Origin of the sequence: Bacteroides sp. HPS0048, assembly GCF_964240755.1 — a bacterium.
GTDB lineage: Bacteria > Bacteroidota > Bacteroidia > Bacteroidales > Bacteroidaceae > Bacteroides > Bacteroides nordii.
This window is the reverse complement of sequence record NZ_CAXSVC010000031.1, coordinates 44,333-69,297: the sequence shown is the minus strand read 5'-3', so window position 1 is coordinate 69,297 and position 24,965 is coordinate 44,333. Positions and strand designations below refer to the sequence as shown.

General features: G+C 39.6%; 20 protein-coding genes and 1 pseudogene. 14 read left to right on the top strand and 7 right to left on the bottom strand.

The features are described 5' to 3' along the window. Window positions 1–562: 562 nt before the first annotated feature. Window positions 563–619, top strand: a pseudogene (locus ACESQI_RS19320) (hypothetical protein); the annotation flags it as partial. A gap of 158 nt (window positions 620–777) precedes the next feature. Here the strand turns inward: ACESQI_RS19320 and ACESQI_RS19315 are convergent. Together ACESQI_RS19315 and ACESQI_RS19310 are read right to left on the bottom strand one after the other, a co-directional pair. Beyond that, window positions 778–1,392, bottom strand: coding sequence for a flavodoxin family protein (locus ACESQI_RS19315; protein WP_007485284.1), 615 nt, complete (start codon window positions 1,390–1,392; stop codon window positions 778–780). A 237-nt stretch (window positions 1,393–1,629) separates the two neighbouring features. Next, window positions 1,630–2,637 carry an AraC family transcriptional regulator gene (locus ACESQI_RS19310; RefSeq protein WP_044166245.1) on the bottom strand — a complete coding sequence of 336 codons (1,008 nt, stop codon included), beginning with the start codon at window positions 2,635–2,637 and terminating at the stop codon, window positions 1,630–1,632. Window positions 2,638–3,036: 399 nt separating this feature from the next. Between ACESQI_RS19310 and ACESQI_RS19305 the strand changes: the two genes are divergently transcribed. Both ACESQI_RS19305 and ACESQI_RS19300 read left to right on the top strand, forming a co-directional pair. Then, window positions 3,037–3,255, top strand: coding sequence for a hypothetical protein (locus ACESQI_RS19305; protein ID WP_007485282.1), 219 nt, complete (start codon window positions 3,037–3,039; stop codon window positions 3,253–3,255). A 53-nt stretch (window positions 3,256–3,308) separates the two neighbouring features. After that, complete coding sequence (locus ACESQI_RS19300; protein WP_007485280.1) at window positions 3,309–3,833, top strand: DUF2867 domain-containing protein; 525 nt, start codon at window positions 3,309–3,311, stop codon at window positions 3,831–3,833. 893 nt (window positions 3,834–4,726) lie between these two features. Here the strand turns inward: ACESQI_RS19300 and ACESQI_RS19295 are convergent. Next, window positions 4,727–5,608 carry a DMT family transporter gene (locus ACESQI_RS19295; protein ID WP_007485275.1) on the bottom strand — a complete coding sequence of 294 codons (882 nt, stop codon included), beginning with the start codon at window positions 5,606–5,608 and terminating at the stop codon, window positions 4,727–4,729. Window positions 5,609–5,713: 105 nt separating this feature from the next. On the opposite strand from ACESQI_RS19295, the gene ACESQI_RS19290 reads away from it, so the two are divergent. From ACESQI_RS19290 to ACESQI_RS19275, 4 genes are all read left to right on the top strand, one after another. Next, window positions 5,714–7,057, top strand: coding sequence for an MATE family efflux transporter (locus ACESQI_RS19290; protein ID WP_007485274.1), 1,344 nt, complete (start codon window positions 5,714–5,716; stop codon window positions 7,055–7,057). A 102-nt stretch (window positions 7,058–7,159) separates the two neighbouring features. Next, window positions 7,160–7,834: an OmpA family protein gene (locus ACESQI_RS19285; protein WP_007485273.1), complete on the top strand. Its 675-nt coding sequence runs from the start codon at window positions 7,160–7,162 to the stop codon at window positions 7,832–7,834. Next, complete coding sequence (gene mtgA / locus ACESQI_RS19280; RefSeq protein ID WP_007485272.1) at window positions 7,815–8,552, top strand: monofunctional biosynthetic peptidoglycan transglycosylase; 738 nt, start codon at window positions 7,815–7,817, stop codon at window positions 8,550–8,552. The genes ACESQI_RS19285 and mtgA overlap by 20 nt, the downstream gene beginning before the upstream one ends. Before the next feature lie 38 nt (window positions 8,553–8,590). Further along, window positions 8,591–9,841: a DUF5103 domain-containing protein gene (locus tag ACESQI_RS19275; protein ID WP_007485271.1), complete on the top strand. Its 1,251-nt coding sequence runs from the start codon at window positions 8,591–8,593 to the stop codon at window positions 9,839–9,841. Window positions 9,842–9,912: 71 nt separating this feature from the next. Here the strand turns inward: ACESQI_RS19275 and ACESQI_RS19270 are convergent, their stop codons facing one another. Beyond that, entirely contained in the window at window positions 9,913–11,688 is a 1,776-nt protein-coding gene (locus ACESQI_RS19270; RefSeq protein ID WP_122201618.1) for an oxaloacetate decarboxylase, read from the bottom strand. A gap of 276 nt (window positions 11,689–11,964) precedes the next feature. Beyond that, entirely contained in the window at window positions 11,965–12,468 is a 504-nt protein-coding gene (locus ACESQI_RS19265; protein ID WP_007485269.1) for an RNA polymerase sigma factor, read from the bottom strand. A gap of 245 nt (window positions 12,469–12,713) precedes the next feature. Here ACESQI_RS19265 and ACESQI_RS19260 point away from each other — a divergent pair, with 245 nt between their 5' ends. From ACESQI_RS19260 to ACESQI_RS19245, 4 genes are all read left to right on the top strand, one after another. Next, complete coding sequence (locus tag ACESQI_RS19260; RefSeq protein WP_007485268.1) at window positions 12,714–13,274, top strand: LemA family protein; 561 nt, start codon at window positions 12,714–12,716, stop codon at window positions 13,272–13,274. 25 nt (window positions 13,275–13,299) lie between these two features. Next, on the top strand, window positions 13,300–14,265 hold the full coding sequence (locus ACESQI_RS19255; RefSeq protein ID WP_007485267.1) for a M48 family metallopeptidase: 966 nt from the start codon (window positions 13,300–13,302) through the stop codon (window positions 14,263–14,265). Between the two features lie 313 nt (window positions 14,266–14,578). After that, window positions 14,579–17,476: a pitrilysin family protein gene (locus tag ACESQI_RS19250; protein WP_025866458.1), complete on the top strand. Its 2,898-nt coding sequence runs from the start codon at window positions 14,579–14,581 to the stop codon at window positions 17,474–17,476. A gap of 188 nt (window positions 17,477–17,664) precedes the next feature. Beyond that, window positions 17,665–18,159, top strand: a complete 495-nt coding sequence (locus ACESQI_RS19245) for a DUF4251 domain-containing protein (RefSeq protein ID WP_195660098.1) — start codon at window positions 17,665–17,667, stop codon at window positions 18,157–18,159. Window positions 18,160–18,205: 46 nt separating this feature from the next. Here ACESQI_RS19245 and ACESQI_RS19240 read toward each other — a convergent pair whose 3' ends face one another. Further along, complete coding sequence (locus tag ACESQI_RS19240; protein ID WP_007485263.1) at window positions 18,206–18,838, bottom strand: trimeric intracellular cation channel family protein; 633 nt, start codon at window positions 18,836–18,838, stop codon at window positions 18,206–18,208. An 85-nt stretch (window positions 18,839–18,923) separates the two neighbouring features. On the opposite strand from ACESQI_RS19240, the gene ACESQI_RS19235 reads away from it, so the two are divergent. Then, complete coding sequence (locus ACESQI_RS19235; RefSeq protein WP_195660097.1) at window positions 18,924–20,006, top strand: UDP-N-acetyl glucosamine 2-epimerase; 1,083 nt, start codon at window positions 18,924–18,926, stop codon at window positions 20,004–20,006. Here ACESQI_RS19235 and ACESQI_RS19230 read toward each other — a convergent pair. Beyond that, window positions 19,995–20,885, bottom strand: a complete 891-nt coding sequence (locus ACESQI_RS19230; protein WP_007485262.1) for a glycosyltransferase family 2 protein — start codon at window positions 20,883–20,885, stop codon at window positions 19,995–19,997. The genes ACESQI_RS19235 and ACESQI_RS19230 overlap by 12 nt on opposite strands. Window positions 20,886–20,987: 102 nt before the next feature. Between ACESQI_RS19230 and ACESQI_RS19225 the strand changes: the two genes are divergently transcribed. After that, on the top strand, window positions 20,988–23,576 hold the full coding sequence (locus ACESQI_RS19225) for a DUF5686 family protein (RefSeq protein ID WP_373126815.1): 2,589 nt from the start codon (window positions 20,988–20,990) through the stop codon (window positions 23,574–23,576). 109 nt (window positions 23,577–23,685) lie between these two features. Continuing rightward, the gene (locus ACESQI_RS19220; RefSeq protein WP_195349887.1) at window positions 23,686–24,963 is read left to right on the top strand and encodes a replication-associated recombination protein A; all 1,278 of its coding nucleotides are present in this window, start codon (window positions 23,686–23,688) and stop codon (window positions 24,961–24,963) included. The last annotated feature ends 2 nt before the right edge of the window (window positions 24,964–24,965 follow it).

The window sequence follows — 24,965 nt, the reverse complement described above, 5'->3', positions numbered from 1 at the left end:
TCCGTTGCCCGTTCTCATGCGAGTTTTCTACAAAGCGTTGATAATCAAATAAGATACTTCAGATTACAACAAATATAAGAATAAAAAAAGATTTAAGAAATATTTTTCCAAGTTTTTTAAACAGTATATCTTCAAAATAATTACTTTTCTGTTTTAGTTATTTCTTCCCTATGAAATGAAAAAAACTCTTCTCATACCTCTTACATATTAGAAAATGAAACTACAAATCAATTCTATAAATAATCAGTCTTAAAAAAATAAGAGTTCGATTCATCATGTAACTTTGCAATTTTTACACCAAATTTGTATTTACATAATATACATAGTAAAACTACACGATATGAAAACTAAAAAATATTCGGAACGCTCTGACTATTCCTTTCTGCACTCTGCTTCGCAGGCTGTTTAAACAATGATGATTCACAAGATAAAGTTGAAACCATTAAAATGTTTGTTTCAGCAGAAATGAGCATGTATCAACCTTGAGAAGCATCTGATCCTATTGAATGTATGTTAGTAAAAGAAGAAAAAGAAAACGACATTAGCTAATCCTCCAGCAGATGGAAGTAGTATTAGATATCAATTGATAGAAATATTATCGAAAGATAAAGTAGAATAGAAAATTATGTAGTTTCCTGTTAGAAAGTATATCATAAATTATACTTAAGGAGAAGTTATAGAAAACAATTTTCAGATCGGATAAATTTGAATTTAAAAGCCCAGACTTATCCGATCCGAAAATCAACCATTAAATATACACATCCAGATTTCTTTAGATCAACGAATAAAATTAGTTCGAATAGCAGATTCTATTTCAGGATACTTTTTTTCTTTAGCAATGTTTTCCAACAACCATGCCATATTTTTACCTAACATCCGCATTGTCTGCAGACCTTCCGCATCTTGCAAAGCATCTCCAGGTAACATCCCATGTACAATATTCCAGTACTGAGAGGAAACAACAGGCATGTGATTAATTGTAAAATACTTATTCAACCGGTCAAGAGTTGCACTCGCTCCTCCCCTTCTGCAAACAGTTACCGCTGCAGCAGGCTTGTACTTCATCAAATCCGAACTTGAATAAAAAACCCGGTCAAGCAGAGCACACAGTGAACCATTAGGCCCTGCATAATAAGTTGGTGAACCCACTATTAATCCGTCAATTCCATCTTCCAGTTGTTTTCTGATTCTATCGTACAATTCATCTTGAAAAACACATCGTTCCAACTCTCTGCAACGATTACAAGCGATGCAACCTTGCATGGCCTTTACCCCAATTGAAACGATTTCTGTTTCCACTCCATTCTCATTTAAAGTTTTAGCCACTTCTGACAAAGCAATATGAGTATTCCCACCCTTTCGTGGACTACCATTTATTAGTAATACTTTCATATTCAGATCATTTTATTAATGAATTTATATTTTCCTATTACATAATACTTAAACAATGCAAAGTTACAATTGTCATTAGACTAATAAATTATACTGATTACAGATAAAAATACCTTTTTTACTGGATCTGATCAAATAGTTACGACCATCTATATTAGCAATAAGATCCGGATCCTATCATAAACTTTAAAAGGAAAGTATATCATTCATTCCTTATCTTCCCCTTAAATAATCAATTTAGTTACTCTCTTTATATGCGGATGGTTGTACTCGAAAATGTTTTTTAAAGAATTTATTAAATGCACTTTGACTCTCAAAACCAAGAAGAAATCCAATTTCCGGTAGGGAGATCTTTTCTTTCAAATATTTTAAAGATAATTCCATACGTAAATCATCAAGAATCTTTTGATACGAAGTACCCTCTGTCTTTAACTTTCTCTGAATATTACGTTCACTCATATTAAATCTTTCTGCAACATACTTCAAAGATAAATCATCATTTAAAAGACTATGCATAAGATACCTGCGAACCGTTTGAGACAAGCCATGATTCTGTGCTGTTTCCTGTATTTGTATCTCGTTCATATAATCTTCAAAAATCGCAAGCATCTCTTTATTTCCCGTTACGATTGGTAAATCCAATACCGTCTTATCAAAAACAAGAATCAACCGATCATGATTAAATATCACAGGACATCCCAGATACTCTTCAAGTTTATCCCTCCTCCCCTCTTCCTTATACATAGAGTACACAAGAATAGGGTACAGAAACCGCCCTGTAAAACTATAAGCATATTGGAGAAAAAAGCCACATTGCATTTCAATCCACTGTCTGGAGGCTATCGGATACAATCGTTCGAACTGAGGTTCTATCGATATTTCAAGAAAAAAATTAATATCATCCTCTTTCGTCACAAATGTATATATATCATTTATTGCCGGGTCGAATGGTGCATCATTCTCAAAAATATCACGCACAGTTTTACTTTGATTGAAAATATTAAAGAAACTGCCGGTCAAAACAAACGGTAACAAGAATCCCGTTTCCAAACCGATTCTGGAGTTACCTGTCTTTTTAACAATATATTCCAGATATACCCCCAGTATATCGGCATCAATTTTGGCTGTCGGATTTTGTAATATCGTATAATCATACTTCAATTCCACCAAAACTTCAGATAATTCGGCATGCGTAGTTCTAAAATGCTTTAAAAGCATATTTAATAATCCGGCTGTAATGAACATACATTTGTCGCTTTTGGACAAATATATGGCTTTATTTTCAATACGACAAAAGAATACCTGACTTATCTTTGCATTCCCAATAACAGAACTAATTTAATATGATAAAAACTATTAGGTATTATGACTATTATATATATGGGCATTAGTCGCTTATATTATACATTTGGTCATAAGTAGTAAGGCAGTTCGTCAAATAATCTCTCACAGCAGAGTTACTTGGTTTATCTTTAAACCTAAAATAATAATCATTATTATCAAACTAATTTATTATTCTACCTATGAAAATGTGATTCAGCAGAAATTAAAATTATTAGGAGCAGAATTCATCCGCTTTGTCAACATTATTGCGTAGAATGTTTAGTAACCTGCCCATGGACTAAATCAACTAAAAAATTAAATATGCAAAATCAAATTTTTATATTTCGAACATCAATAAAAAACAAACAGGATATAAAGCGTATCAAAACCCTTTTTACCCAATATCCTACTATTCATAAATGGAATGTAGATTTAGAAGACTGGGAAAAGATACTAAGGATAGAATGTTTGGAGATAACTCCAATTGATGTGCTGAATGCATTGCAAACAATAAATATCTATGCAGAAGAATTAGAGTAACTCTCATTAAAACCAAAATTCAGCCATTGTATCAACATAAAATTAAAGAGAAGATGAAAGAAGAATCATTACTGCATTTCGATAATTCGGACTATGACTACATTGATAGTTATAAATATACAATCATAGATAAGAAAAACAGGATCGATATCCCTGAAATAGTGAAAGCATTTGCCAAGCCTGGTCCAAAATGGTTTGAAGGACTATTTTCCCTAAGAAATAAAATAGCATCACTCTTCAAACTAAAAACGCCTGCTATGGTTGTAAAAAAAGAAGATAACGGCAGTAACAAATATGAAGTAGGAACACAGGCCGGAATATTCAAAGTATATGGTAAAACAGCAACAGAAATTATCCTTGGCGAAGATGATAAACATTTAGACCTAAGGATTTCGCTACTTCTGGAACAAAGTAAGTACAATGAAAACGAAAAAAAGATCACAGTAACGACTATCGTCAAGTTGAATAATAAAATAGGAAAATATTACTTTTTCATAATAAAACCATTTCACCGGACTATTGTTCCATTAATATTAAAACGCAACTTTAAACAACTGGAATCGGAAATCAATGCATAAAATAACCTATAAATACACTGTTTACAGATATGATAGATCGGGATATCCGTTTGAAATTAACATTGTTAACGGGAAATTACATCTATATATCTTCTGACTGTAAGAGTACGTACTTTTATACCACAAAACTACGTACTCTTTGTATATAAAACTACATAATTAACAGACCATTAAATACGTAGTCTTGTATATAAAGAGATAGATAGTTATAACTCCCTGAAGCAGAAGTAGTCCAGACTTAGAATTGGATTTTATAACTAGGATTGGACAGCATATTACTAACCTTTATTTTTTCGATTTTATTCTTTTGTTCATTATATCGATATCCATGTTGCCCTGTATATCCGGTAACATTTAGCAATTGTAACCCAAATTCGTGCGAAAGGTGTTTTTTGTTTAGTTTGTAACTCATACCTAAATCGGCAGTAAAAGCAGGTGAAAACTGTTTTACTAAAGGCTTGTGTCTCATTATGGATAATGTCTTTACTATCCATTAATACAACTTCATCAATGGGGGGATAGCGATCTCCTCCCTGATAAGAAATACGGAGATTAGTATTAAAAATATGTTGCCGGTGTTTTCCCCATATTCATTCTTTACCACCTAAAGCATTGAACAGGTACCTCCGGTCGAGTCTCGTATTACGCCAGATCTTATCTCCGCCGCAATATTCCGACTAGAATACCGAGCCGGTAAGCATATAATAATACCCTTGGGTCAGATAGCGTTCCAATATAATCCGGACAAATAGTATATATATAAGCATTAAACGGTTTCTGTAGATTTATAGACTGACGGTTTATCCACAATTTCACAAAAATATCCTGTGCCAGCTTCAAGAGTGTCCTCCTATCGGAACATTAACACATTATAACATTGGCACATTATTAAATCATCTCTCAGCCAGATACACTCCGCCAAGAATAAAAGCACATCCAATCAATGCTATTAAAGTAATCCGTTCGTCTATTACTACGGCAGAAGTAATCAGTGTGACTAATGGCACAACGTAAATATAATTGGCTGCACATACCACCCCCAAACGTTTCACTGCCAATGTCCACATTATATAGCAAAGCATGGAAGCAATGACTCCCAGAAACAATAAATTCGCAATCACCAGCGGTTGAAACAGAATAGTGATATCTGTCTGCAAAGGATAAAAGAAGAAAAAGGGAAGCAATGTCAATATACCATAGAAGAAAACTTTACGCGTAATAAAAAGAGTAGAGTAATTAGAATTCATACGCTTCAGCAACAAACAATAGATGGCCCACATCAAAGCAGCAACCAAAGTCAGAATATCTCCCAACGGACTGATACGAAGAATAAAACTACCATTGAATACTACTAAAGCCACACCACCCAATGCCATCAAAGAACCGATAATTAATTTCGGCTTCAATCTTTCGCCTTTATATAAAAAGAAAGAGAGAAAAGCCGCCAATATCGGAGCAGTACATATAATAAGCGATACGTTGGATGCAAGTGTCATGCCAAGAGCTGTATTCTCGGCAATGAAATAAAGTGAACCACCCGTAAGTCCGAGGAGTACAAAAACACCTTCGTCCCTCCATGATTTAGCCCACAAAATACGGGGCGAAAAGAACCAGATACAAATGTAAGCCATGATGAAACGGTAGAACAGGATATCAGTGGCAGAAAGACCGTAACCAATCAAAACTTTAGTTGAAACGAAGGTAGTCCCCCAGATAGCAACTGTTACTGCTGCCATAAGATGAAACCAGACGGAGGGTTTAGTTGTTGTATTCATGCTTTATACTTAGAAGAAAAAAATCGCAGCAAAGATAGGTATATCCGAGCATAGTTTTTTATATCTTTGCGCCTCATTTCAAAAAGACCAACTAAAAAAATATCGATGCAAGGAATAAAAAACTTAACTCAAGGTCCTATCAATCGCCAGTTGTTCAACTTAGCAATGCCGATTATGGCAACCTCATTCATACAGATGGCATACAGCCTGACAGATATGGCATGGGTAGGGCGTCTGGGTAGTGAAGCAGTAGCTACAATAGGCTCTGTGGGTATCCTTACATGGATGTCCGGTTCTATTTCTTTATTAAACAAAGTAGGTTCCGAAGTTAGTGTAGGCCAATCCATAGGAGCACAAAATCAAAAAGATGCACGCCATTTTGCATCACATAACATTACAATTGCACTGATCATTTCTCTATGTTGGGGTGGACTGCTTTTTCTTTTTGCCAGCCCCATAATCAGAATATACGAACTGGCACCACATATCACGGATAATGCTATCTCCTACCTCCGGATTGTATCTACCGGATTACCTTTTGTCTTTCTTTCGGCTGCCTTCACAGGTATATATAATGCAGCGGGCCGAAGTAAAGTGCCCTTCTATATCAGTGGTACGGGGTTAATAATGAATATCATACTTGATCCTCTCTTTATATTCGGTTTGGGACTCGGAACAAACGGAGCTGCTTATGCCACCTGGCTGTCACAAGCTACCGTGTTTGGTATTTTTATATATCAGCTACGTTACCGTGATGCACTGTTAGGCAGTTTTCCCTTCTTCACCCGATTAAAAAAGAAATATACACACCGTATTTTAAAGTTAGGATTACCAGTAGCAACGCTCAACACCCTGTTTGCCTTCGTCAATATGTTCCTTTGCCGTACAGCTTCAACGCATGGCGGCCATATCGGATTGATGACTTTTACTACCGGCGGACAAATTGAAGCCATAACCTGGAATACTTCACAGGGGTTCTCAACCGCACTAAGTGCTTTCATTGCACAAAACTACGCTGCGGGACGAACAGAGCGAGTTATACGTGCCTGGCATATGACCTTGTGGATGACAGGAATATTCGGAACGTTCTGCACATTGCTATTTGTATTCTTTGGCAATGAAATATTTGCTATTTTTGTACCGGAACAGGCTGCATATGAAGCTGGAGGGGTATTCTTAAGGATAGACGGATATTCACAACTATTCATGATGCTGGAAATTACCATGCAAGGAGTATTCTATGGCATCGGGCGTACAGTTCCGCCGGCTATTATCAGCATCACATGTAACTATATGCGCATTCCACTTGCCATTTTTTTCGTTCGTTTAGGAATGGGAGTCGAAGGTATCTGGTGGGCAGTATGTGTTACTACAGTAGCTAAAGGACTGATACTCTTGACATGGTTTGCAATTATACGTAAAAAAGTGCTTTCAGTCAACAAAACATAAGAGATGATTGTTTTTGAAATAAAGGAACGACAACGCAACTAAATATTTTTTTTATCTTTGCCCCGTTCTAAGATTTAACACTAATATTAATTTAATAAAAGTATGAAAAAGATTAAGTTTATGGCCTTCTTTTTGAGTGTGGCCTTAGTATTCGGAAGCTGTGGAACAATGAACAATACTGCCAAAGGCGGAATAGTTGGTGGTGGCTCAGGCGCTGCTTTAGGTGCAATCATCGGTGGAATTGCCGGTAAAGGTAAAGGTGCCGCTATTGGTGCTGCTATCGGAACAGCTGTTGGTGGTACCGCAGGGGTATTGATTGGTCGCAAAATGGATAAAAAAGCAGAAGAAGCAGCACGAATTGAAGGTGCACAAGTAGAACAAATCACTGATAACAATGGATTGGCTGCTGTGAAAGTGACATTTGATTCCGGTATTCTTTTTGGTTTCAACTCTTCTACATTGAGTAATACTGCCAAACAATCATTGCGTGAATTTGCAGGTGTACTGAAAAGTGATCCCACTATAGATATCGCTATTATCGGCCATACTGACAAAGTAGGTACACAGGAAGCCAACCAAAAGGTTTCTAACAATCGTGCTTATGCTGTAGAAAATTATCTTCAGTCATGTGGTGTTCAGCCTTCTCAATTTAAGACAGTAGAAGGAGTAGGTTATTCACAATATGACGAAGCACTGACTGCAGCTCAAAACCGTCGTGTGGAAGTTTATATGTATGCCAGTGAGCAGATGATTAAAAATGCAGAAGCCGGTAAGTAAAATACTTCGTTTTATACGCAATCTGCTGCTTTTTTTCTTCGTATCGACTTTGCTTGCAGTTATCATCTATCGGTTTGTTCCGGTATATGTTACTTCGTTAATGGTCATCCGAAGCGTGCAGCAGATAGTATCAGGAGATAAGCCCACGTGCAAACACACGTGGGTTTCTTTTGATAAAATCTCCCTTCACCTGCCTATGGCAGTTATCGCTTCCGAAGACAACCGTTTTGCAGAGCACAACGGGTTCGATTTCAAAGAGATAGAAAAAGCGATCAAAGAAAATGAAAAAAGAAAAAGAAAAAGAGGTGCGAGTACCATCAGCCAACAGACTGCAAAAAATGTATTTCTTTGGCCCCAATCATCGTGGGTACGAAAGGGATTAGAGGTCTATTTCACGTTTCTCATCGAAACATTTTGGTCAAAAGAGCGGATCATGACGGTATACCTCAACTCTATCGAAATGGGTAAAGGCATTTATGGGGCACAAGCCACTGCGAAATATAAATTCAATACTACGGCAGCCAAACTGACTAAAGGACAATGCGCCCTCATTGCTGCCACGCTTCCCAACCCGATACGTTTTGACTCGGCTCATCCGTCATCTTACATCCTGAAACGACAAAAACAGATATTGAGACTGATGAACCTGATACCTAAATTTCCACCTGTAGAAAAAGAGAAAAAAGTCTCAAAACCACAAAAGAAAAAGAAGCGATAACCTTCTAATCAGTATTCATCTACAAAATTATAACTCTTATGAAGAAATACATCTCATTTCTTTTCTCTCTGCTCTGCCTGTCAGTCGGTATGAGAGCCCAACGTACAGAAGTTTACGCTCCGCATATACAAACGGTGCAGGTAATAGCCAACGATGATTATAACGCTCCGTCAATTATAACATTAGAAGCCGGAGAATATGTGGAAATATCTTTCGATGAACTTTCACATGACTATCATCGCTATCAGTATGTTCTCTCCCACGCCAATGTAGATTGGACTCCTTCCAACCTTTCGGATATAGATTATCTGGACGGATTCAATAATAACCCGATTGAAGACTACGAAACATCTGTCAACACCACGATGCCCTACACACACTATCGTCTCAAATTGCCCAACGATGAAGTGCGCATGACATTGTCAGGCAATTATATCGTGACTGTTTATGACGATTCTGATAGTAGCAAGCCTATCTTCAAAACCTGCTTCCGGATACTGGATAAACAAGTCAATGTATCGGCTGTAGTAAGCAGTGATACAGAAATAGACCGCAACAAAGGACACCAGCAAGTTAGCTTCAATGTTAATTACAAAGGATACACAATCCGAAATCCGCAACAGGAAATAAAAGTACAAGTGATGCAGGATGGACGTACGGACAACATGGTAACAGGGGTAGTGCCAACTTATGTAGGTCCCGATGAACTGCGTTATACACACAATCGTGCCCTGATATTTCCGGCCGGAAATGAATACCGTAGATTTGAAACTGTCAGCACACGTTATGCGAATATGGGAGTAATGAGCCTGCAGTTTCACGATCCCTACTATCACGCAACCCTCTTTCCAAGCGAACCGCGTACAAAAAACTACAGCTACGATGAAGATCAAAACGGACGGTATCTGATTCGCTACGATGATGCAACAGACAATAATATTGAAGCCGATTACTTTTTTGTGCATTTCAGCCTTCCCTGGGAAGATCCTTTTATAGATGGTAAACTCTATCTGGAAGGAGAATTCACTTATGATAACTTCAATTTGCAGAGTGAGATGAAATACAACAAAGAAACTTATGCGTATGAGTCTGTGCAATTATTGAAACAGGGAGCTTACAATTATCAGTATTTGTATGTACCCAATGGAAGTACCAAAGGCGAAACCGGACCGGTAGAAGGAAACTATTATGAAACAGAAAATGAATACCTGATTTTGATATACAATCGTGCATTTGGCGAACGATATGATAAACTGATAGGTATGCAACTCGTAAAATTCAGACCATAGTCAGAATAAAATAAAGAAGGGAAGTACTAAAAAGCAAGTACTTCCCTTCTTTATTTTTATTCTATTGACGATCAGGCGAAGATATCACTCCGTTCAATATAGGCTATTACATCTCCTTTATTAACAGTGGCTCCTTGCTGGGCACATACTTCAACAACACGGCCCGTAAATCCGGTCAGCAATTTCTCATATTCACCCCATGGTGTAGAAAGGTAGCAAAACGCTTCGTCATGCTGATATTTACGACCGATAAACGGCGCAGTAGAAGGACCTTCTACTGATACTTCCCAAAGCACTTGTCCCTTATCCGGGGCAATAATGGGATCGGCTTTTGCACGTTTCAACTTTTTTATCTCTTCTTCAGAGTATCCATTCTTCGCCATAGCAGCATCTTTTGCGTGTTCCAAATCGGTCTCAAAGCGTTTTTTGGCAACTCCCGATTTGTAGTCACGATATTGACGGTCGTGCATAGCCAATTCAAAGAGCTCTTCATCATCCTCTCCATATTCCCAACCGTTCTCGTCCATCTCTTTTCTGTAACCTTCCAAAGCATCCGGATAATTCGATTGTGGGTCAGTATCTACAAACTCATATCCTTGAGATTTTGCCAGTTCAATGATTTCAGGAGCAAGCTGCCCCGGTAAGCGTCCACTTTTTCCCAGAATCATATCCCAAGTATGATTGTCAATCATCGTCCAGCGTTCTTCACCCTTTACAAGCTGCATCACATTCATTAATGCCACATTCTTCACATATTGACTAAATGGCGTTACCAATGGGGGATAACCGAGTTTTGGCCATACATACTCTACTTCATCAAAAAGCATTACCAGCAAATCATCGATACTCAGTTCCGGTTCGTTTTTACCTCTCAATATCATATTAATCCCTGCATGAACACCCTTCAAATCAGCCATCATAGATCCCATCATACCACCAGGAAGCCCACATTTTAAAAGAAGAGATGACATCTGCTTGTTAGTAGAATCCATAAAATATCCTAAAAAGTCGTCAATAAATTCCTGAGTCATGGCACGTGCCTTCATATAAGCTTTCATATTGATCTCAGGCACATCATAGCCTTTATCTTTGAGCATCGCCTGTACCGAAATTACATCCGGATGTACTTTACCCCACGACATAGGTTCCATAGCCACATCAATAATATCAGCCCCATTCTCACAAACTTCGAGAATAGATGCCATTGAAAGACCTGGTCCGCTATGCCCATGATACTGGATAATTATTTCAGGGTGTTTCTCCTTTATAGCTTTTGTCAGTCTGCCCAACATTCCGGGACGACCGATACCTGCCATATCTTTCAAACAGATTTCGGGTGCACCGGCTTCTATCAACTTATCGGCAATATCGGCGTAATATTCAACAGTATGTACCGGTGAATGGGTAATACAAAGAGTAGCCTGAGGAATCATCCCCCCTTCAAGAGCATACTTAATAGAAGGAATAATGTTACGCACCTCATTCAACCCACAAAATATCCGCGTAATATCCACTCCTTGAGCATGTTTTACTTTATACATCAACCGCCGTACATCAGCCGGTACGGGATACATACGCAGACCATTCAACCCGCGATCAAGCATATGAGTCTGAATACCTGCTTCGTTAAAAGGTTTGGTAAATGCACGTACGGCTTTATTCGGATTCTCTCCATACAGCAGATTTACTTGTTCAAAAGCTCCTCCGTTAGTTTCGACACGGGCAAAACAGCCCATTTCTATAATCAATGGAGCAATTCGCACTAATTGGTCTACGCGGGGTTGATATTTACCGGACGATTGCCACATGTCCCGATAGACGAGACTGAATTTAATTTCCTTTTTCATTGCCGTAATCTAATAAGGTGATTTTACATAATTTGGTTAACATGTCATCTATTACAAATATACAGAGTTATCTGACATAAAGACAAAATAAATCTAAAAAAGTTTAGTAAAAAGGATATGTTTTATATCATATTGTCACAAAACAAAAGAAATAAGAAGATTTTCACCTTCTTATTCCTTACAATTAAACAATAACAAGCCGTCTAAAACCACAGATTAAAATAAACACGGCTAATTCTCTTTCAATTTAAAATCTATCTAATTTATACCTATTGATTAAACAAAATCCTTCAATTCCTGTTGCAGTCTCTGACGTGTGAAAAAGATACGGCTTTTTACGGTACCTAATGGTAAATCAAGCTTCTCAGCAATCTCACGATATTTAAATCCTGAAACATGCATAGAAAAAGGTACTTTATATTCCTTGGGCAATGCATTAACAATGCGGCGCATCTCTTTGAGATCATAAGCTCCCTCGGTACTTTCAAATCCGGAATCTTGCGGCAAATTCAAATGATAAAGATTGTCTGTCTGGTCTACAAAAGTCTGATCGCGTACAATCTTACGATAATTATTAATAAAGATGTTACGCATGATGGTATACATCCATCCTTTGAAGTTTGTATCCGGGATATATTTGTCCTCGTTATCCAAGGCCTTAAGTGATGTTTCCTGCAACAAATCATTTGCTTCCTCACGGTTAGCTGTTAACTTATAAGCAAAACGAAGCAACTCTTCCTGAACTCCTATTAAATCTTTCTTAAAACTTAAACTTTTCATACTTAATGGTTTTTACGGTTAATATTTCGTTTCATTATCGATGTTGCAAGTTTAAAGGTATTTTTAGACTTTAGTAGGGGGGAATTCGTCTTTCTTTGGGGTGAAAACTATCAAAAAACAGTTTTTAGGTGCTTTTTGATAGTTATTGGGTGCTATTGATGATTTTTATTCTCTGTTCTATTGCAAGAATGATCACTTTCACCTATCTTTGAAAGTATTAATAACCCTAACAAATACACAAAATTATGACTCTATTAATCATTTTAGGAATTATCGTCATACTTGGAATCATGGTAGTTTCGATGTACAATTCACTGATAAAATTAAGAAATAACCGTGAAAATGCATTTGCAGATATAGATGTACAGTTAAAACAGCGTCATGATCTGATACCACAATTGGTAGATACCATAAAAGGTTACGCCACCCACGAAAAAGAGACATTAGACCGGGTGATACAGGCTCGTAACGGAGCAGTCAATGCATGTACGATCGACGATAAAATCAATGCGGAAAATCAATTGACATCTGCTCTTTCAGGATTGAAGATTACGTTGGAAGCTTATCCTGATTTAAAAGCCAATCAGAACTTTCTTCAGTTACAGGAAGAAATATCAGATATTGAAAACAAATTAGCATCAGTCCGCCGCTATTTCAACTCAGCTACAAAGGAACTGAACAATGCTGTTCAGACATTTCCTTCCAACCTGATTGCCGGTATATTTGGCTTCCACAAAGAAATTATGTTCGACCTGGGAACAGAACAGCGTGCCAATCTGGAACAAGCCCCTAAAATTAATTTCTAAACTCCTCACGGATAATTGATAAATCATGCAATACATCGGAATTCAAACACAACAGAACCGGAATAATATTCGTTCCGTATTTCTGCTGTTTCTGTTTCCTTGTTTAGTAGGGGTACTCTCCTATCTGTTCTGTTATTTGCTGGTAATGCTTACGCAAGAACAATATGTGGACTATAGTCGTATGGATATGGTGAATGACATATTCCTCCAATCTATACCTTATATAATAGGAGGTGTTACGATCTGGTTCCTTATTGCCTATTTTGCCAACACAAGCATTATCAAAGCTGCTACCGGAGCAAAGACACTGGAACGCAAAGAGAACAAGCGCATCTATAATCTGGTAGAGAACCTCTGTATGTCACAAGGTATGAAAATGCCGAAGATTAACATCATCAATGACTCTTCTCTGAACGCCTATGCCAGTGGAATTAATGAGCGTACTTACACTGTTACACTTTCCCGTGGGATTATTGAGAAACTAGACGATCAGGAGCTGGAAGGAGTCATAGCACATGAATTAAGTCATATCCGTAACCGGGATGTACGTTTGCTGATTGTTTCCATCGTATTCGTTGGTATCTTTTCTATGTTGGCGCAGATTGCCATACGTTCTATTTATTATAGTTCGCGTACACGTAGTAGCAATAGCAAAGGAAACGGTGTTATTGTGTTGATTCTGATTGCTCTCATTGTAGCTGCCATTGGCTATTTCTTTGCAAGTCTCATGCGTTTTGCCATCTCACGCAAACGTGAATACATGGCAGATGCAGGTGCTGCCGAAATGACAAAGAATCCGCTTGCTCTTGCCAGTGCGTTACGTAAGATTTCAGCCGATCCTGATATTGAAGCCGTAAAAAGGGAAGATGTAGCCCAACTTTTCATAGAACATCCGGGTAAACAGGCAAAGAGTAGTTTCAGCGGACTCAGTGGACTGTTTGCAACCCATCCTCCTATTAAAAAGAGAATTGAGGTATTGGAACAATTCTAAAAACGTCCATAACCTCATCTTTAAAGCATATAAAAACTTTTGCCATATAAATACGAATTTATTAAAACGCAAATGAACGCAGATTTTCACTAATTAGATTGCTGCGTTATGATTAAAAACAATATTCCATACAGAAAATCTGCGTTCATCCGCGTTTATCTGCGTTTCAATAATAATCCACTAAATAATCAATTGTGATATATTTACTGTATTTGTAATTACAATGTTATTTTTCCGAGGTTTTCGTAGTTCTTTTGTGATTTTTTCATAGCTTTGCCTACATATACATAAAAACACTTTATTTAATTATTTTATGAAACTAATCAAATCTCTCATCCTTTTGGCTGCGATAGCAGTTTCTGTCCCATCATTCGGACAAGGACTGAAAGCATTTAAGCTGAAAAACGGTCTTTCCGTATATATATGGGAAGACAACACGAAATCTGACGTATTCGGATTGGTAGGAGTACGTACAGGGGCAGTTAATGATCCTGCCGAGTATACGGGTTTGGCTCATTATCTGGAACATGTAATGTTTAAAGGAACCGACAAGATTGGTACACTCGACTGGACTACCGAAGAACCTATTTACCAACAAATCATCGCCAAGTATGATGAAATGGCCGACGAAGCTGATCCGGTAAAAAAAGAGGCTATCGGTAAAGAAATTAATGAATTGACTATTCAGGCCGGTAAGGTGAGTGTATCCAACGAGTTTTCTAATTTGATGGAAAGTATGGGAGGTAAAAACCTAAACGCTGCCACAGGTATGGATTTAACCTATTACCACAATTCTTTTCCTGCTTTCCAAATCAACAAATGGCTGGAAATCTCTTCTCAGCGTTTTCTGAATCCTGTATTCCGCACCTTCCAATCTGAGCTGGAAACGGTATATGAAGAATACAACCGCGGACAGGATAATCCCTGGCGTGTGCAATACGATTTTATTCAAAGTAAAGCGTACGAAGGACACCCCTACTCACGTTCGGTACTTGGTTTGCCCGAACATCTGAAAAACCCTCGGTTAAGCCAGTTAATCAAGTTCTACAATGACTGGTACACAGCAGAAAACATGGTATTGGTTTTGGTAGGTAACGTAAATGCCAACCAGATCAGTGGCAGAATAGCATCTACTTTCGGCCGTCTTCCTCAAAAAGCAACTCCCGAACGTAAAACCTATCCTGATCTGAATATTAAAGGCCGTACACAATATACGGCTAAAATTGGTCAATATCCATCAGTATGCATGATTTACAAAGGTGTACCAGCCGGACATCCGGATGAAAAACCCCTGGAAATAGCACTTGCATTATTACACAACAGTAGTGCTACCGGCGCACTCGATAAACTATCAATTGATGGTGAAATAACAAATGGTTCCGCATCTCTGGAAGCCAATCGTCAGCAAGGTCGTTGCAAAATAGCAGTAACTCCATTGTATGATGAAAACCAAAGACGTTTTGAATCAAACAAGAGTGCCGAAAAGAAAGCATTGAAAGCGATTCAGCAGATTGCTAATGGTGAAGTGGAAGATTGGATCATTAATGCCATCAAAACCAATATGTGCCGCGAATTCGATCAGGTCATGGAAGCAAGTGAAAACAAAGCACTCATTCTTTTACAAGCTTTTATCAATGAAGAAGATCTGGGACAGGTGCTCAACTACAAAGATGAAATCATGGCTATCAACATTGATGACATTAAGCGTGTAGCTAAACAATATCTGAGCAATGATTACTTAGCTCTTTATATAGAAAAAGGAAAATTGAGCAAAGATGCCAAAATAAAGAAACCAGGATACAAACCGATCGAACCTCCTGTAGGTAAACAGTCGCTCTATGCACAACAATTCAAGAGCTTACCTATTGGTCAGGTAGAAGAGAAGTTTATGAATTTTGGCGAAGTACAGACAAAACGGATCAACGACCGTTCTAAGCTGTTCTATACTGCCAACTCAGAGAATGAGGTATTCAGCCTGACACTGAAATATGGCGCGGGAGAACGTACATTCCCTAAAATTGGTATTGCTGCCAGCTTAATGAATAATGCAGGTATCATGGGGATTTACGAACCGCAAGAACTGAAAAAGGAACTTAGCAAATTGAACGTCAGCTGTAATGTATTTGCCGGTGATGACTATCTGTACATCTCAATGCGCGGATACGAAAACAATCTTCCGGAAGCCTGCCAGCTACTTGCCCGCCAGATCTTAATGCCAAAATTGGATGAGAAACAGTTAAGCCGTATCAAAGGTAGTACATTAGGATCACGTCAACAGCGTAAAGACAATGTACAGACCTTGGGAGTTGCTTTGAATCAGTACATCCGTTACGGAGATAAATCTCCTTTCATAGATGAACTGACCGACAAACAAATCCTGGAGTTACAGATATCAGAACTGACAGGTGATATCAATCGCGCTTCCAATTATGAAGCAGAAATCTACTATACAGGTACGTTGCCTTTCGACAATGTATATGAAATTCTGAGCAAAAACCTTCCGTTGGTGGCTAATGAGAAACCGACCGATTCACCACAGGTGAAACCGATAGCTCCCGTTACAGAAAACACAGTTTATTTCCTGCCGAACTCAGATGCAGAACAAGCTCAGATTTACTTCTTCATGCCGACAGCAAACTATGACAAAAAGGATGACGTATTGCGCGATGCATTCTACCAATACTTTTCCGGAGACTTCAACGGATTAGTGTTAAATGAGCTTCGTGAAAAACGTTCTATGGTCTATTCTGCATATGGGATAGTTACAACACCTATCCTTCCAGGGTATCCGACTACTTTCATCGGACAAATCGGCACACAAAACGACAAAGCCAATGAAGCATTAGCCCTCTACATGGATTTGTTGCGCAATATGCCGGAAAATCCGGATCGTATGGACAATATCAAGAGCTATCTACGCCAGGAAGCACTCACTACACATCCGGACTTCCGCGATAAAGCTCAATACTTTGAACAGTATAAGAGAGTGGGATATACACAAGACCCCGCTATTGAAAACATACCGAAAATTGATGCTTTGACTTTTGATGATATAATGAAGTATTATAAAGAAAACATCAAAGACAAACCAATTGCTATCGGTATCATGGGTAACCCCAAAGATATCAATGTAGAAGAACTGAAAAAATTCGGAAAAGTGGTAAGATTAACAGAGAAGAAACTGTTTAATACCAAAGATACATTGTTCTAAGAACTGAAAAGTAACTGATAATATGCAATCCCTGTTTGTAATACATTTATTACAGGCAGGGATTTCCATTTCCGGACATTAAAGCATTATAACGACCTCCTTCTTTTTTTGTTTAATTTCATTAAATAAAGTGCAGTTAATCTGTATTTTAGTATATTTGAATGTTAGTAATAAAAAAGAGTAGCGATATGAAAACGAATAAACGTACTATTACCTTAATGCTCCTGTTGATTATCGGTTTATCCGGAGTTTCTGCTCAAAGTAAGAAAAAGCAAAAAGAACAGAGAGAACAAGCTGTGAAAGAACAGATTGTATCGGAGAAGTATAAAATTAGTGTGAGTACCGCCTATCCTCGCCGTGGTAAGACCGTCTACTTATCTTCACCTTATTCACTGGAGATAAGAAATGATTCTGTTATTTCGTATCTACCTTTCTATGGACGCGCATACTCCATCCCTTATGGTGGAGGCGACGGATTGATATTTAAAGCACCTCTTGATGAATATGAAATGAAAATGAATAAAAAGGGAGCTGCAAAGATCGAATTTATAGCCCGTAGCCCGGAAGATAGGTTTAAGTTCAGCTTAATCATCTATCCCAATGGTTCAACCAGCATCAACGTCAATATGCAAAACCGTGAATCAATAAGTTTCTCGGGAGAAATGGCAGAGAAAGAGTTATAGGGAAAGTTATAGAGTGGTAAGGTTATAACCTTACCACTCTATAACCTTATAACTTTACATCTTCTTCCTCCTCCTCCCCTTTCAGAATCGGCAGGCAAATTTGATACTTTACTGCCAGAATGCGCGTTACAAAGACGCTGCATCCACTTATTATTTGCGTTACGACAGAGTCCAGTCCTAAAAGGTGACACATCCAATATACAACACCACCTACCACACATGCCATGGCATAAATCTCTTTACGAAATATCAAAGGAATCTCATTAATAAACACGTCACGAATCACACCGCCTGCCGCACCGGTAATGCTACCCATCATGATAGCAACCCAGAATGGGTATCCCAAAGCTATACTCTTTCCCACACCTACTACAGTAAACAGAGCCAGACCGACGCTATCAAATACAAAGAATGTATTATGCAAATGAATCAGATGTTTACCAAAGAAAATCACCCATAACAGAGCCATTGCCGTACAGATCAGATAGACGGGATTTGTCATCCACCCGGGAGTAACCCCAAGCAATACATCACGAATAGTACCACCGCCAATGGCAGTAGCCAGACCCACCACATAAGCTCCGAACCAATCAAAACGTTTGGCAGAAGCCAGACGAATACCACTGATTGCAAAAGCAAACGTACCTATAAAATCCAGAATTTGAACGAATGTTGGCATATCCTACTTTTTTTGTCTGCAAAGGAACAAATAATTCCGCAAGAAAGCGTACTTTTGTTTTCAGAAAAATAGATAGAAGAGCGATATGAAAATAACTATTGTTGCCGGGGCCCGCCCTAACTTTATGAAAATAGCGCCTATCACACGTGCCATTGATGCTGCACGGGCGCAAGGTAGAAGTATCTCTTACCGGTTGGTATACACCGGAAGGTGCGATGATACCAGTTTGGACGCCTCTTTATTTGCCGATCTCCATATGAGGCAACCGGATGTTTTTCTAGGAGTAAATGATAGCAATGCGACTCAATTAGCTTCGGGCATTATGGTTGCTTTCGACAAGGAACTGACAGAGAATCCCGCACATATCGTTCTTGTAGTCGACGATCTTACAGCTACAATGAGCTGTGCCATCGTTGCCAAGAAACAGGGAACTAAAGTTGCGCACCTTGTAGCTGGTACCCGTTCATTTGATATGAACATGCCGAAGGAAGTAAACCGGATGATCACTGACGGACTGTCCGATTATCTGTTTACGGCAGGTATGGTAGCAAACCGCAATCTAAACCAGACCGGAACAGAGGAAGCCAATGTATATTATGTAGGAAATATTCTTATTGACAACATCCGTTACAATCGTAATCACTTTATTCGTCCGCTTTGGCTTTCCGTACTCGGTGTAGAAGAAGGTGATTATCTTCTGCTCACCCTCAACAGACGGGTATTGCTGAACAAAAAGGAAAATTTACGCCGACTGATGGAAACAATTGTAGAGAAAGCTGCCGGCATGCCAATTGTTGCTCCGGTACATACCTATGTACGTGATGCAATCAAAGAACTGAGTATCTCTGCTCCCAACCTTCATATCATGCCCCCGCAAAGCTATCTTTCTTTCGGGTATCTGATGAATAAGGCAAAAGGTATTATCACAGACTCAGGCAATCTGGCTGAAGAATCTACATTCCTGGGCGTTCCCTGCATCACACTGAACAGCTATTCGGAACATCCGGAAACATGGCGTATCGGAACCAACGAGTTGGTAGGTGAAGATCCCGCCGCATTAGGCAAAGCAATGGATACACTGATGAAGGGGGAATGGAAACATGGCGGACTGCCCGAACGCTGGGACGGACGGACAGCCGACAGAATTGTGCAAATATTATTGTCCTGATTGCTTTTCGGAAAGAAAGGTACAGAGATAACCTAACTTATAAAAAGCAAAAAGCTTCAATGAAGGATGCTGGCTGGTAAGATTGCTTACCAGCCTTTTTTCATTATGCTTGAATAAAAAAGCGACAACAGATACCATTTTCAAACGTTTTACAGTAGTATACCATCGTAACAGCTTTACATGCGAATGCATCTGGTCTATGTGTCCGTCGAGATTACGGACCGCCCTGCGTATTTTCATAAGAAACTGTTCACTGTTCTCTTCCACCAAATGATATACCACATTGTCTATATGCAGTATTTCTACTCCCGCCTGCTCCAATTGCATTCCGAACAATGTATCTTCATATCCCAAATGGAATGATTCATCAAAGCATACCTTTAGAAAAGCATCTCTGCATATCATGAAATTCATGCTGATAAAGCGGTTATAAGGCTCCCGGTTTCTTTGTTCTGCCCTCTGTTCTTCAACAGCCATTCCATATTTATAACGTAACACGGCATTGGCAGGAATACTTTTGCGTGGATAAACGAATCCACCACAAACCACCAGACCGGGACGAGCCACTTTAAGATACTCGGCAATGAAAGAGTCGGATACCGGCATGACATCCGAGTCTAAAAACAACAGATAAGGATATTGGGCTTCCGAAGCCAGATAGTTACGGATACGGGCAGGCCCCTGATTTTCTTCCTTTTGCAGATAGCGGCAACCTTGCCATTCTGTTATTTTCCGGTTTTGTTGACGAATGTCTTCACGAGAGGCATCATCAGCCAGCAAAATCTCAAACGGGATTTGCAAAGCAACTGCCTGACTATGTACTTTCTCTATTAATGGCAGACAGACAGCATTGTACGTTGGTATCAATATAGAAATCATTATCAATCACAATTATAGGAGACAAAAGTAATACAAAAAAGGTTATTAAGAACTACGTTTTCAAGAGTAATTTGTTAACTTTGCCCCCTCATGTTGAAGTATATGAAGCTACTATATAAAAAACTTATCCTATTATTTCTGCTCGTATTTGCTGCGTCACAGTCTTTTGCGCAGCTAAAGGGGGTTATTACAGACTCAATTACACACGAGCCACTGATGTATATTTCTGTTTACTACGAAGGAAAAGGCGTTGGCGGAGTGTCCAATGCCAATGGTGAATATCAGATAGAGACCCGTAAAAACTGGAACGAAGTAACCTTCTCATCCATTGGTTACCGTACTAAAGTCATCAAACTGACTCCCGGGCAGAAAGTATTGGATGTACAAATGGTACCGGACGATGTAATGTTGACTGAGGTCGTTGTGAAGCCAAAGAAAGAGAAGTACTCAAAGAAAAATAATCCGGCTGTAGACTTCATGCGAAAAGTAATAGAGCATAAGAAGGCGCAAAAGCTGGAGGTAAACAATTACTATCAATATGATCAGTACGAGAAGATGAAGATGTCTCTCAACGATATTACTCCCGAAAAGTTGGAGAAAGGTATCTACAAGAAATACTCTTTCCTTAAAGATCAGATTGAAGTGTCGGAGACTACTAACAGTCTGATTCTCCCCATATCTATTCAAGAGACATCCTCACAAACTGTATTCCGTAAAAGCCCGGAAAGTAAAAAGACAATTATCAAAGGAATGAACTCCAATGGTATCAATGAATTCTTTTCGACAGGAGATATGCTTGGAACTGTTTTGCAAGATGTATTTACCAATGTTAACATCTATGACGATGACATCCGCCTGCTGCAAAGACGCTTCACCAGTCCTATAGCCAAAGAGGGACTCAATTTCTATAAATACTATCTGATGGATACGCTGACGGTGGAACGGGATACCTGTGTACACCTCACGTTTGTGCCGCAAAACTCACAGGACTTTGGCTTTACGGGCCATCTGTATGTATTGAAAGATTCAACATATGCCGTCAAGAAGTGCGTTATGAACCTGCCCAAGAAAACAGGGGTCAACTTTGTCAATCAGCTGGATATTGTACAGCAGTACGAACAATTGCCCAACGGAAACTGGGTCTTAATGGATGACGATATGCTGGTAGACCTCTCTCTGGTAAAGTCAATGGGTGGGCTACAGGTACAGCGAACAACGAAATATAGCAATTATAAGTTCGATCCTATTGAACAAAGGCTTTTCCGTCTGAAAGGTTCGGTAATCAAAGAGGCCGATATGCTGTCAAAGAGTGATGAATACTGGGCGGAAGTTCGCCAGGTGCCGCTCACCAAAACAGAGAGCAGCATGGATGTGTTCATGAACCGGATAGAACAGATTCCGGGGTTCAAGTACATCATCTTCGGAGCCAAAGCATTGATTGAAAACTTTGTGGAAACTACCGGACCTAAAAAACCGAGTAAATTTGACTTCGGACCTATCAATACTACGATATCCAACAACTATGTGGACGGTCTGCGACTGCGATTGAGTGGTATGACTACCGCCAATCTCAACCCACACTGGTTCCTGAGTGGTTATGGAGCTTATGGTTTCAAAGATCATCGCTGGAAGTATAGCGGGACACTGACTTATTCGTTCAATAAACGCGATTATGTAGTCTGGGAATTTCCCAAACATTTCATCTCTGCCACTTACAGCTACGACGTGATGTCTCCAATGGATAAATTCCTATTTACGGATAAAGATAACGTGTTTGTGTCGTTTAAGACTACAACTGTAGACCAAATGTCGTATATGCGTGATGTTGCTATTAACTATGAACTGGAAACCCCAACAGGTTTTGGTGTAAAAAGCATGCTTCGTCATCGTAATGATGAACCGACAGGTAATTTGAAATATTGGGCGAACAACAGTAGCGCAGACAAGATGCCATTGCCCAATGAAAAACCAATTCACGACATCACCACTGCCGAAGCAAGCGTAACCTTACGATATGCGCCGGGAGAAGCTTTTGTAAATTCCAAGCAACGCCGTATCCCGGTATCACTGGACGCTCCCATCTTTACTCTGACCCATACGGCCGGTTTCAAAGGAGTATTGGGTGGCGAATATAACTTTAACCGTACCGAAGCAAGTATCTGGAAACGCGTATGGCTCCCTTCGTCCTGGGGTAAAGTAGATATCAGTCTCAAAGGGGGAGCCGAATGGAATACTGTTCCCTTCCCATTGCTGATATTGCCGGAAGCCAATCTTTCGTACATTACACAGCGCGAAACATTCTGCCTTATCAACAACATGGAGTTCCTGAATGACCGCTTCGCCTCCCTTTCATTGTCGTATGACATGAACGGAAAGCTATTCAACCGTATTCCTTTATTGAAGAAGCTAAAGTGGAGAGAAATGATCCGCTTCCGCACCTTGTGGGGTACACTCACAGATAAGAACAATCCCTTCAAAAGTAATAACCCCGACCTCTTCCTTTTCCCGATGCGCGACGGCCAGTACACAAGTCATGTAATGGATCCGAAGATACCTTATATGGAAGCAAGTGTAGGTGTCTACAACATTTTTAAGCTGTTACATGTTGAATATGTACACCGCCTGACATATCGTGATAATCCGGGTATCAACAAATGGGGAATACGGTTCATGGTATTAATGGTATTTTAAATAGTGATTAACGGAGTAGTGATAAATGATTAGCTCCATGCGGATATAGCGTAGCCCACTTATCACTAATCACTTATCACTTACCACTAAATCACTTATCACTAACAATATGCAACCATTAGCAGAACGACTTCGGCCAAAGACACTGGATGACTATATAGGTCAGAAACATTTAGTAGGACCTGGTGCTATCCTGCGCAAGATGATTGATGCAGGAAGAATCTCCTCTTTTATCCTCTGGGGACCTCCCGGGGTGGGGAAAACAACGTTAGCGCAGATCATCGCCAACAAACTGGAAACTCCGTTTTATACATTGAGTGCAGTTACTTCGGGGGTAAAGGATGTGCGCGAAGTGATAGACCGTGCCAAGAGTAACCGTTTCTTTTCGCAGGGAAGCCCGATACTTTTCATTGATGAAATACACCGTTTCAGCAAGTCGCAGCAAGATTCACTGTTAGGGGCTGTAGAACACGGAACGGTAACACTCATCGGTGCTACCACAGAGAATCCCTCTTTTGAAGTGATTCGCCCCCTCCTCTCCCGCTGCCAGCTTTATGTACTGAAGTCTCTCGAAAAAGAAGACTTACTGGAGTTGTTGCAACGTGCCATCACCACAGATACGATACTGAAAGAGCGCCGTATCGAACTAAAAGAGACCAACGCCATGCTCCGCTTCTCGGGAGGCGACGCCCGTAAGTTACTGAACATACTGGAACTGGTAGTAGAATCCGAAACAGAAGAAACTGTCATCATCACTGATGAGATAGTAACCGAACGTCTGCAACAAAACCCACTTGCTTATGACAAAGACGGAGAGATGCATTATGATATTATCTCTGCTTTTATCAAGTCTATTCGTGGTAGTGACCCCGATGGTGCTATCTATTGGCTGGCACGCATGGTAGAAGGTGGCGAAGATCCTGCTTTCATAGCCCGCCGCCTTGTTATTTCGGCAGCCGAAGATATCGGACTTGCCAACCCTAATGCTTTACTTATAGCCAATGCCTGTTTTGACGCACTGATGAAATTGGGCTGGCCCGAAGGTAGGATTCCATTAGCAGAAGCCACCATCTATCTGGCTACAAGCCCGAAGAGTAACTCTGCATACAGCGCCATTAATGATGCTCTTGCCATGGTACGCGAAACCGGTAATTTACCCGTTCCGCTCCACCTGCGTAATGCACCAACCAAACTGATGAAACAGTTGGGATACGGACAAGAATACAAATATGCCCACAGCTACGAAGGTAACTTTGTGAAGCAGCAATTCCTGCCGGACGAGTTGAAAGACCGCCGCATCTGGCAGCCGCAACACAATGCTGCGGAACAGAAGCATGCCGAACGAATGCAGCAGTTGTGGGGTGAGAGATATAAAGAAGGAAAATAACC

Bases quoted from the DNA above. Each gene is read 5' to 3' on its own strand.
- ACESQI_RS19225 (WP_373126815.1), top strand. From the start codon at position 20,988: ATGAAGCTACTATATAAAAAACTTATCCTATTATTTCTGCTCGTATTT.
- ACESQI_RS19245 (WP_195660098.1), top strand. From the start codon at position 17,665: ATGAAAACGAATAAACGTACTATTACCTTAATGCTCCTGTTGATTATC.
- ACESQI_RS19285 (WP_007485273.1), top strand. From the start codon at position 7,160: ATGAAAAAGATTAAGTTTATGGCCTTCTTTTTGAGTGTGGCCTTAGTA.
- ACESQI_RS19270 (WP_122201618.1), bottom strand. From the start codon at position 11,688: ATGAAAAAGGAAATTAAATTCAGTCTCGTCTATCGGGACATGTGGCAA.
- ACESQI_RS19260 (WP_007485268.1), top strand. From the start codon at position 12,714: ATGACTCTATTAATCATTTTAGGAATTATCGTCATACTTGGAATCATG.
- mtgA (WP_007485272.1), top strand. From the start codon at position 7,815: ATGCAGAAGCCGGTAAGTAAAATACTTCGTTTTATACGCAATCTGCTG.
- ACESQI_RS19230 (WP_007485262.1), bottom strand. From the start codon at position 20,885: ATGATTTCTATATTGATACCAACGTACAATGCTGTCTGTCTGCCATTA.
- ACESQI_RS19235 (WP_195660097.1), top strand. From the start codon at position 18,924: ATGAAAATAACTATTGTTGCCGGGGCCCGCCCTAACTTTATGAAAATA.
- ACESQI_RS19305 (WP_007485282.1), top strand. From the start codon at position 3,037: ATGCAAAATCAAATTTTTATATTTCGAACATCAATAAAAAACAAACAG.
- ACESQI_RS19315 (WP_007485284.1), bottom strand. From the start codon at position 1,392: ATGAAAGTATTACTAATAAATGGTAGTCCACGAAAGGGTGGGAATACT.
- ACESQI_RS19255 (WP_007485267.1), top strand. From the start codon at position 13,300: ATGCAATACATCGGAATTCAAACACAACAGAACCGGAATAATATTCGT.
- ACESQI_RS19265 (WP_007485269.1), bottom strand. From the start codon at position 12,468: ATGAAAAGTTTAAGTTTTAAGAAAGATTTAATAGGAGTTCAGGAAGAG.
- ACESQI_RS19290 (WP_007485274.1), top strand. From the start codon at position 5,714: ATGCAAGGAATAAAAAACTTAACTCAAGGTCCTATCAATCGCCAGTTG.
- ACESQI_RS19240 (WP_007485263.1), bottom strand. From the start codon at position 18,838: ATGCCAACATTCGTTCAAATTCTGGATTTTATAGGTACGTTTGCTTTT.
- ACESQI_RS19295 (WP_007485275.1), bottom strand. From the start codon at position 5,608: ATGAATACAACAACTAAACCCTCCGTCTGGTTTCATCTTATGGCAGCA.
- ACESQI_RS19300 (WP_007485280.1), top strand. From the start codon at position 3,309: ATGAAAGAAGAATCATTACTGCATTTCGATAATTCGGACTATGACTAC.
- ACESQI_RS19310 (WP_044166245.1), bottom strand. From the start codon at position 2,637: ATGTTCATTACAGCCGGATTATTAAATATGCTTTTAAAGCATTTTAGA.
- ACESQI_RS19220 (WP_195349887.1), top strand. From the start codon at position 23,686: ATGCAACCATTAGCAGAACGACTTCGGCCAAAGACACTGGATGACTAT.
- ACESQI_RS19275 (WP_007485271.1), top strand. From the start codon at position 8,591: ATGAAGAAATACATCTCATTTCTTTTCTCTCTGCTCTGCCTGTCAGTC.
- ACESQI_RS19250 (WP_025866458.1), top strand. From the start codon at position 14,579: ATGAAACTAATCAAATCTCTCATCCTTTTGGCTGCGATAGCAGTTTCT.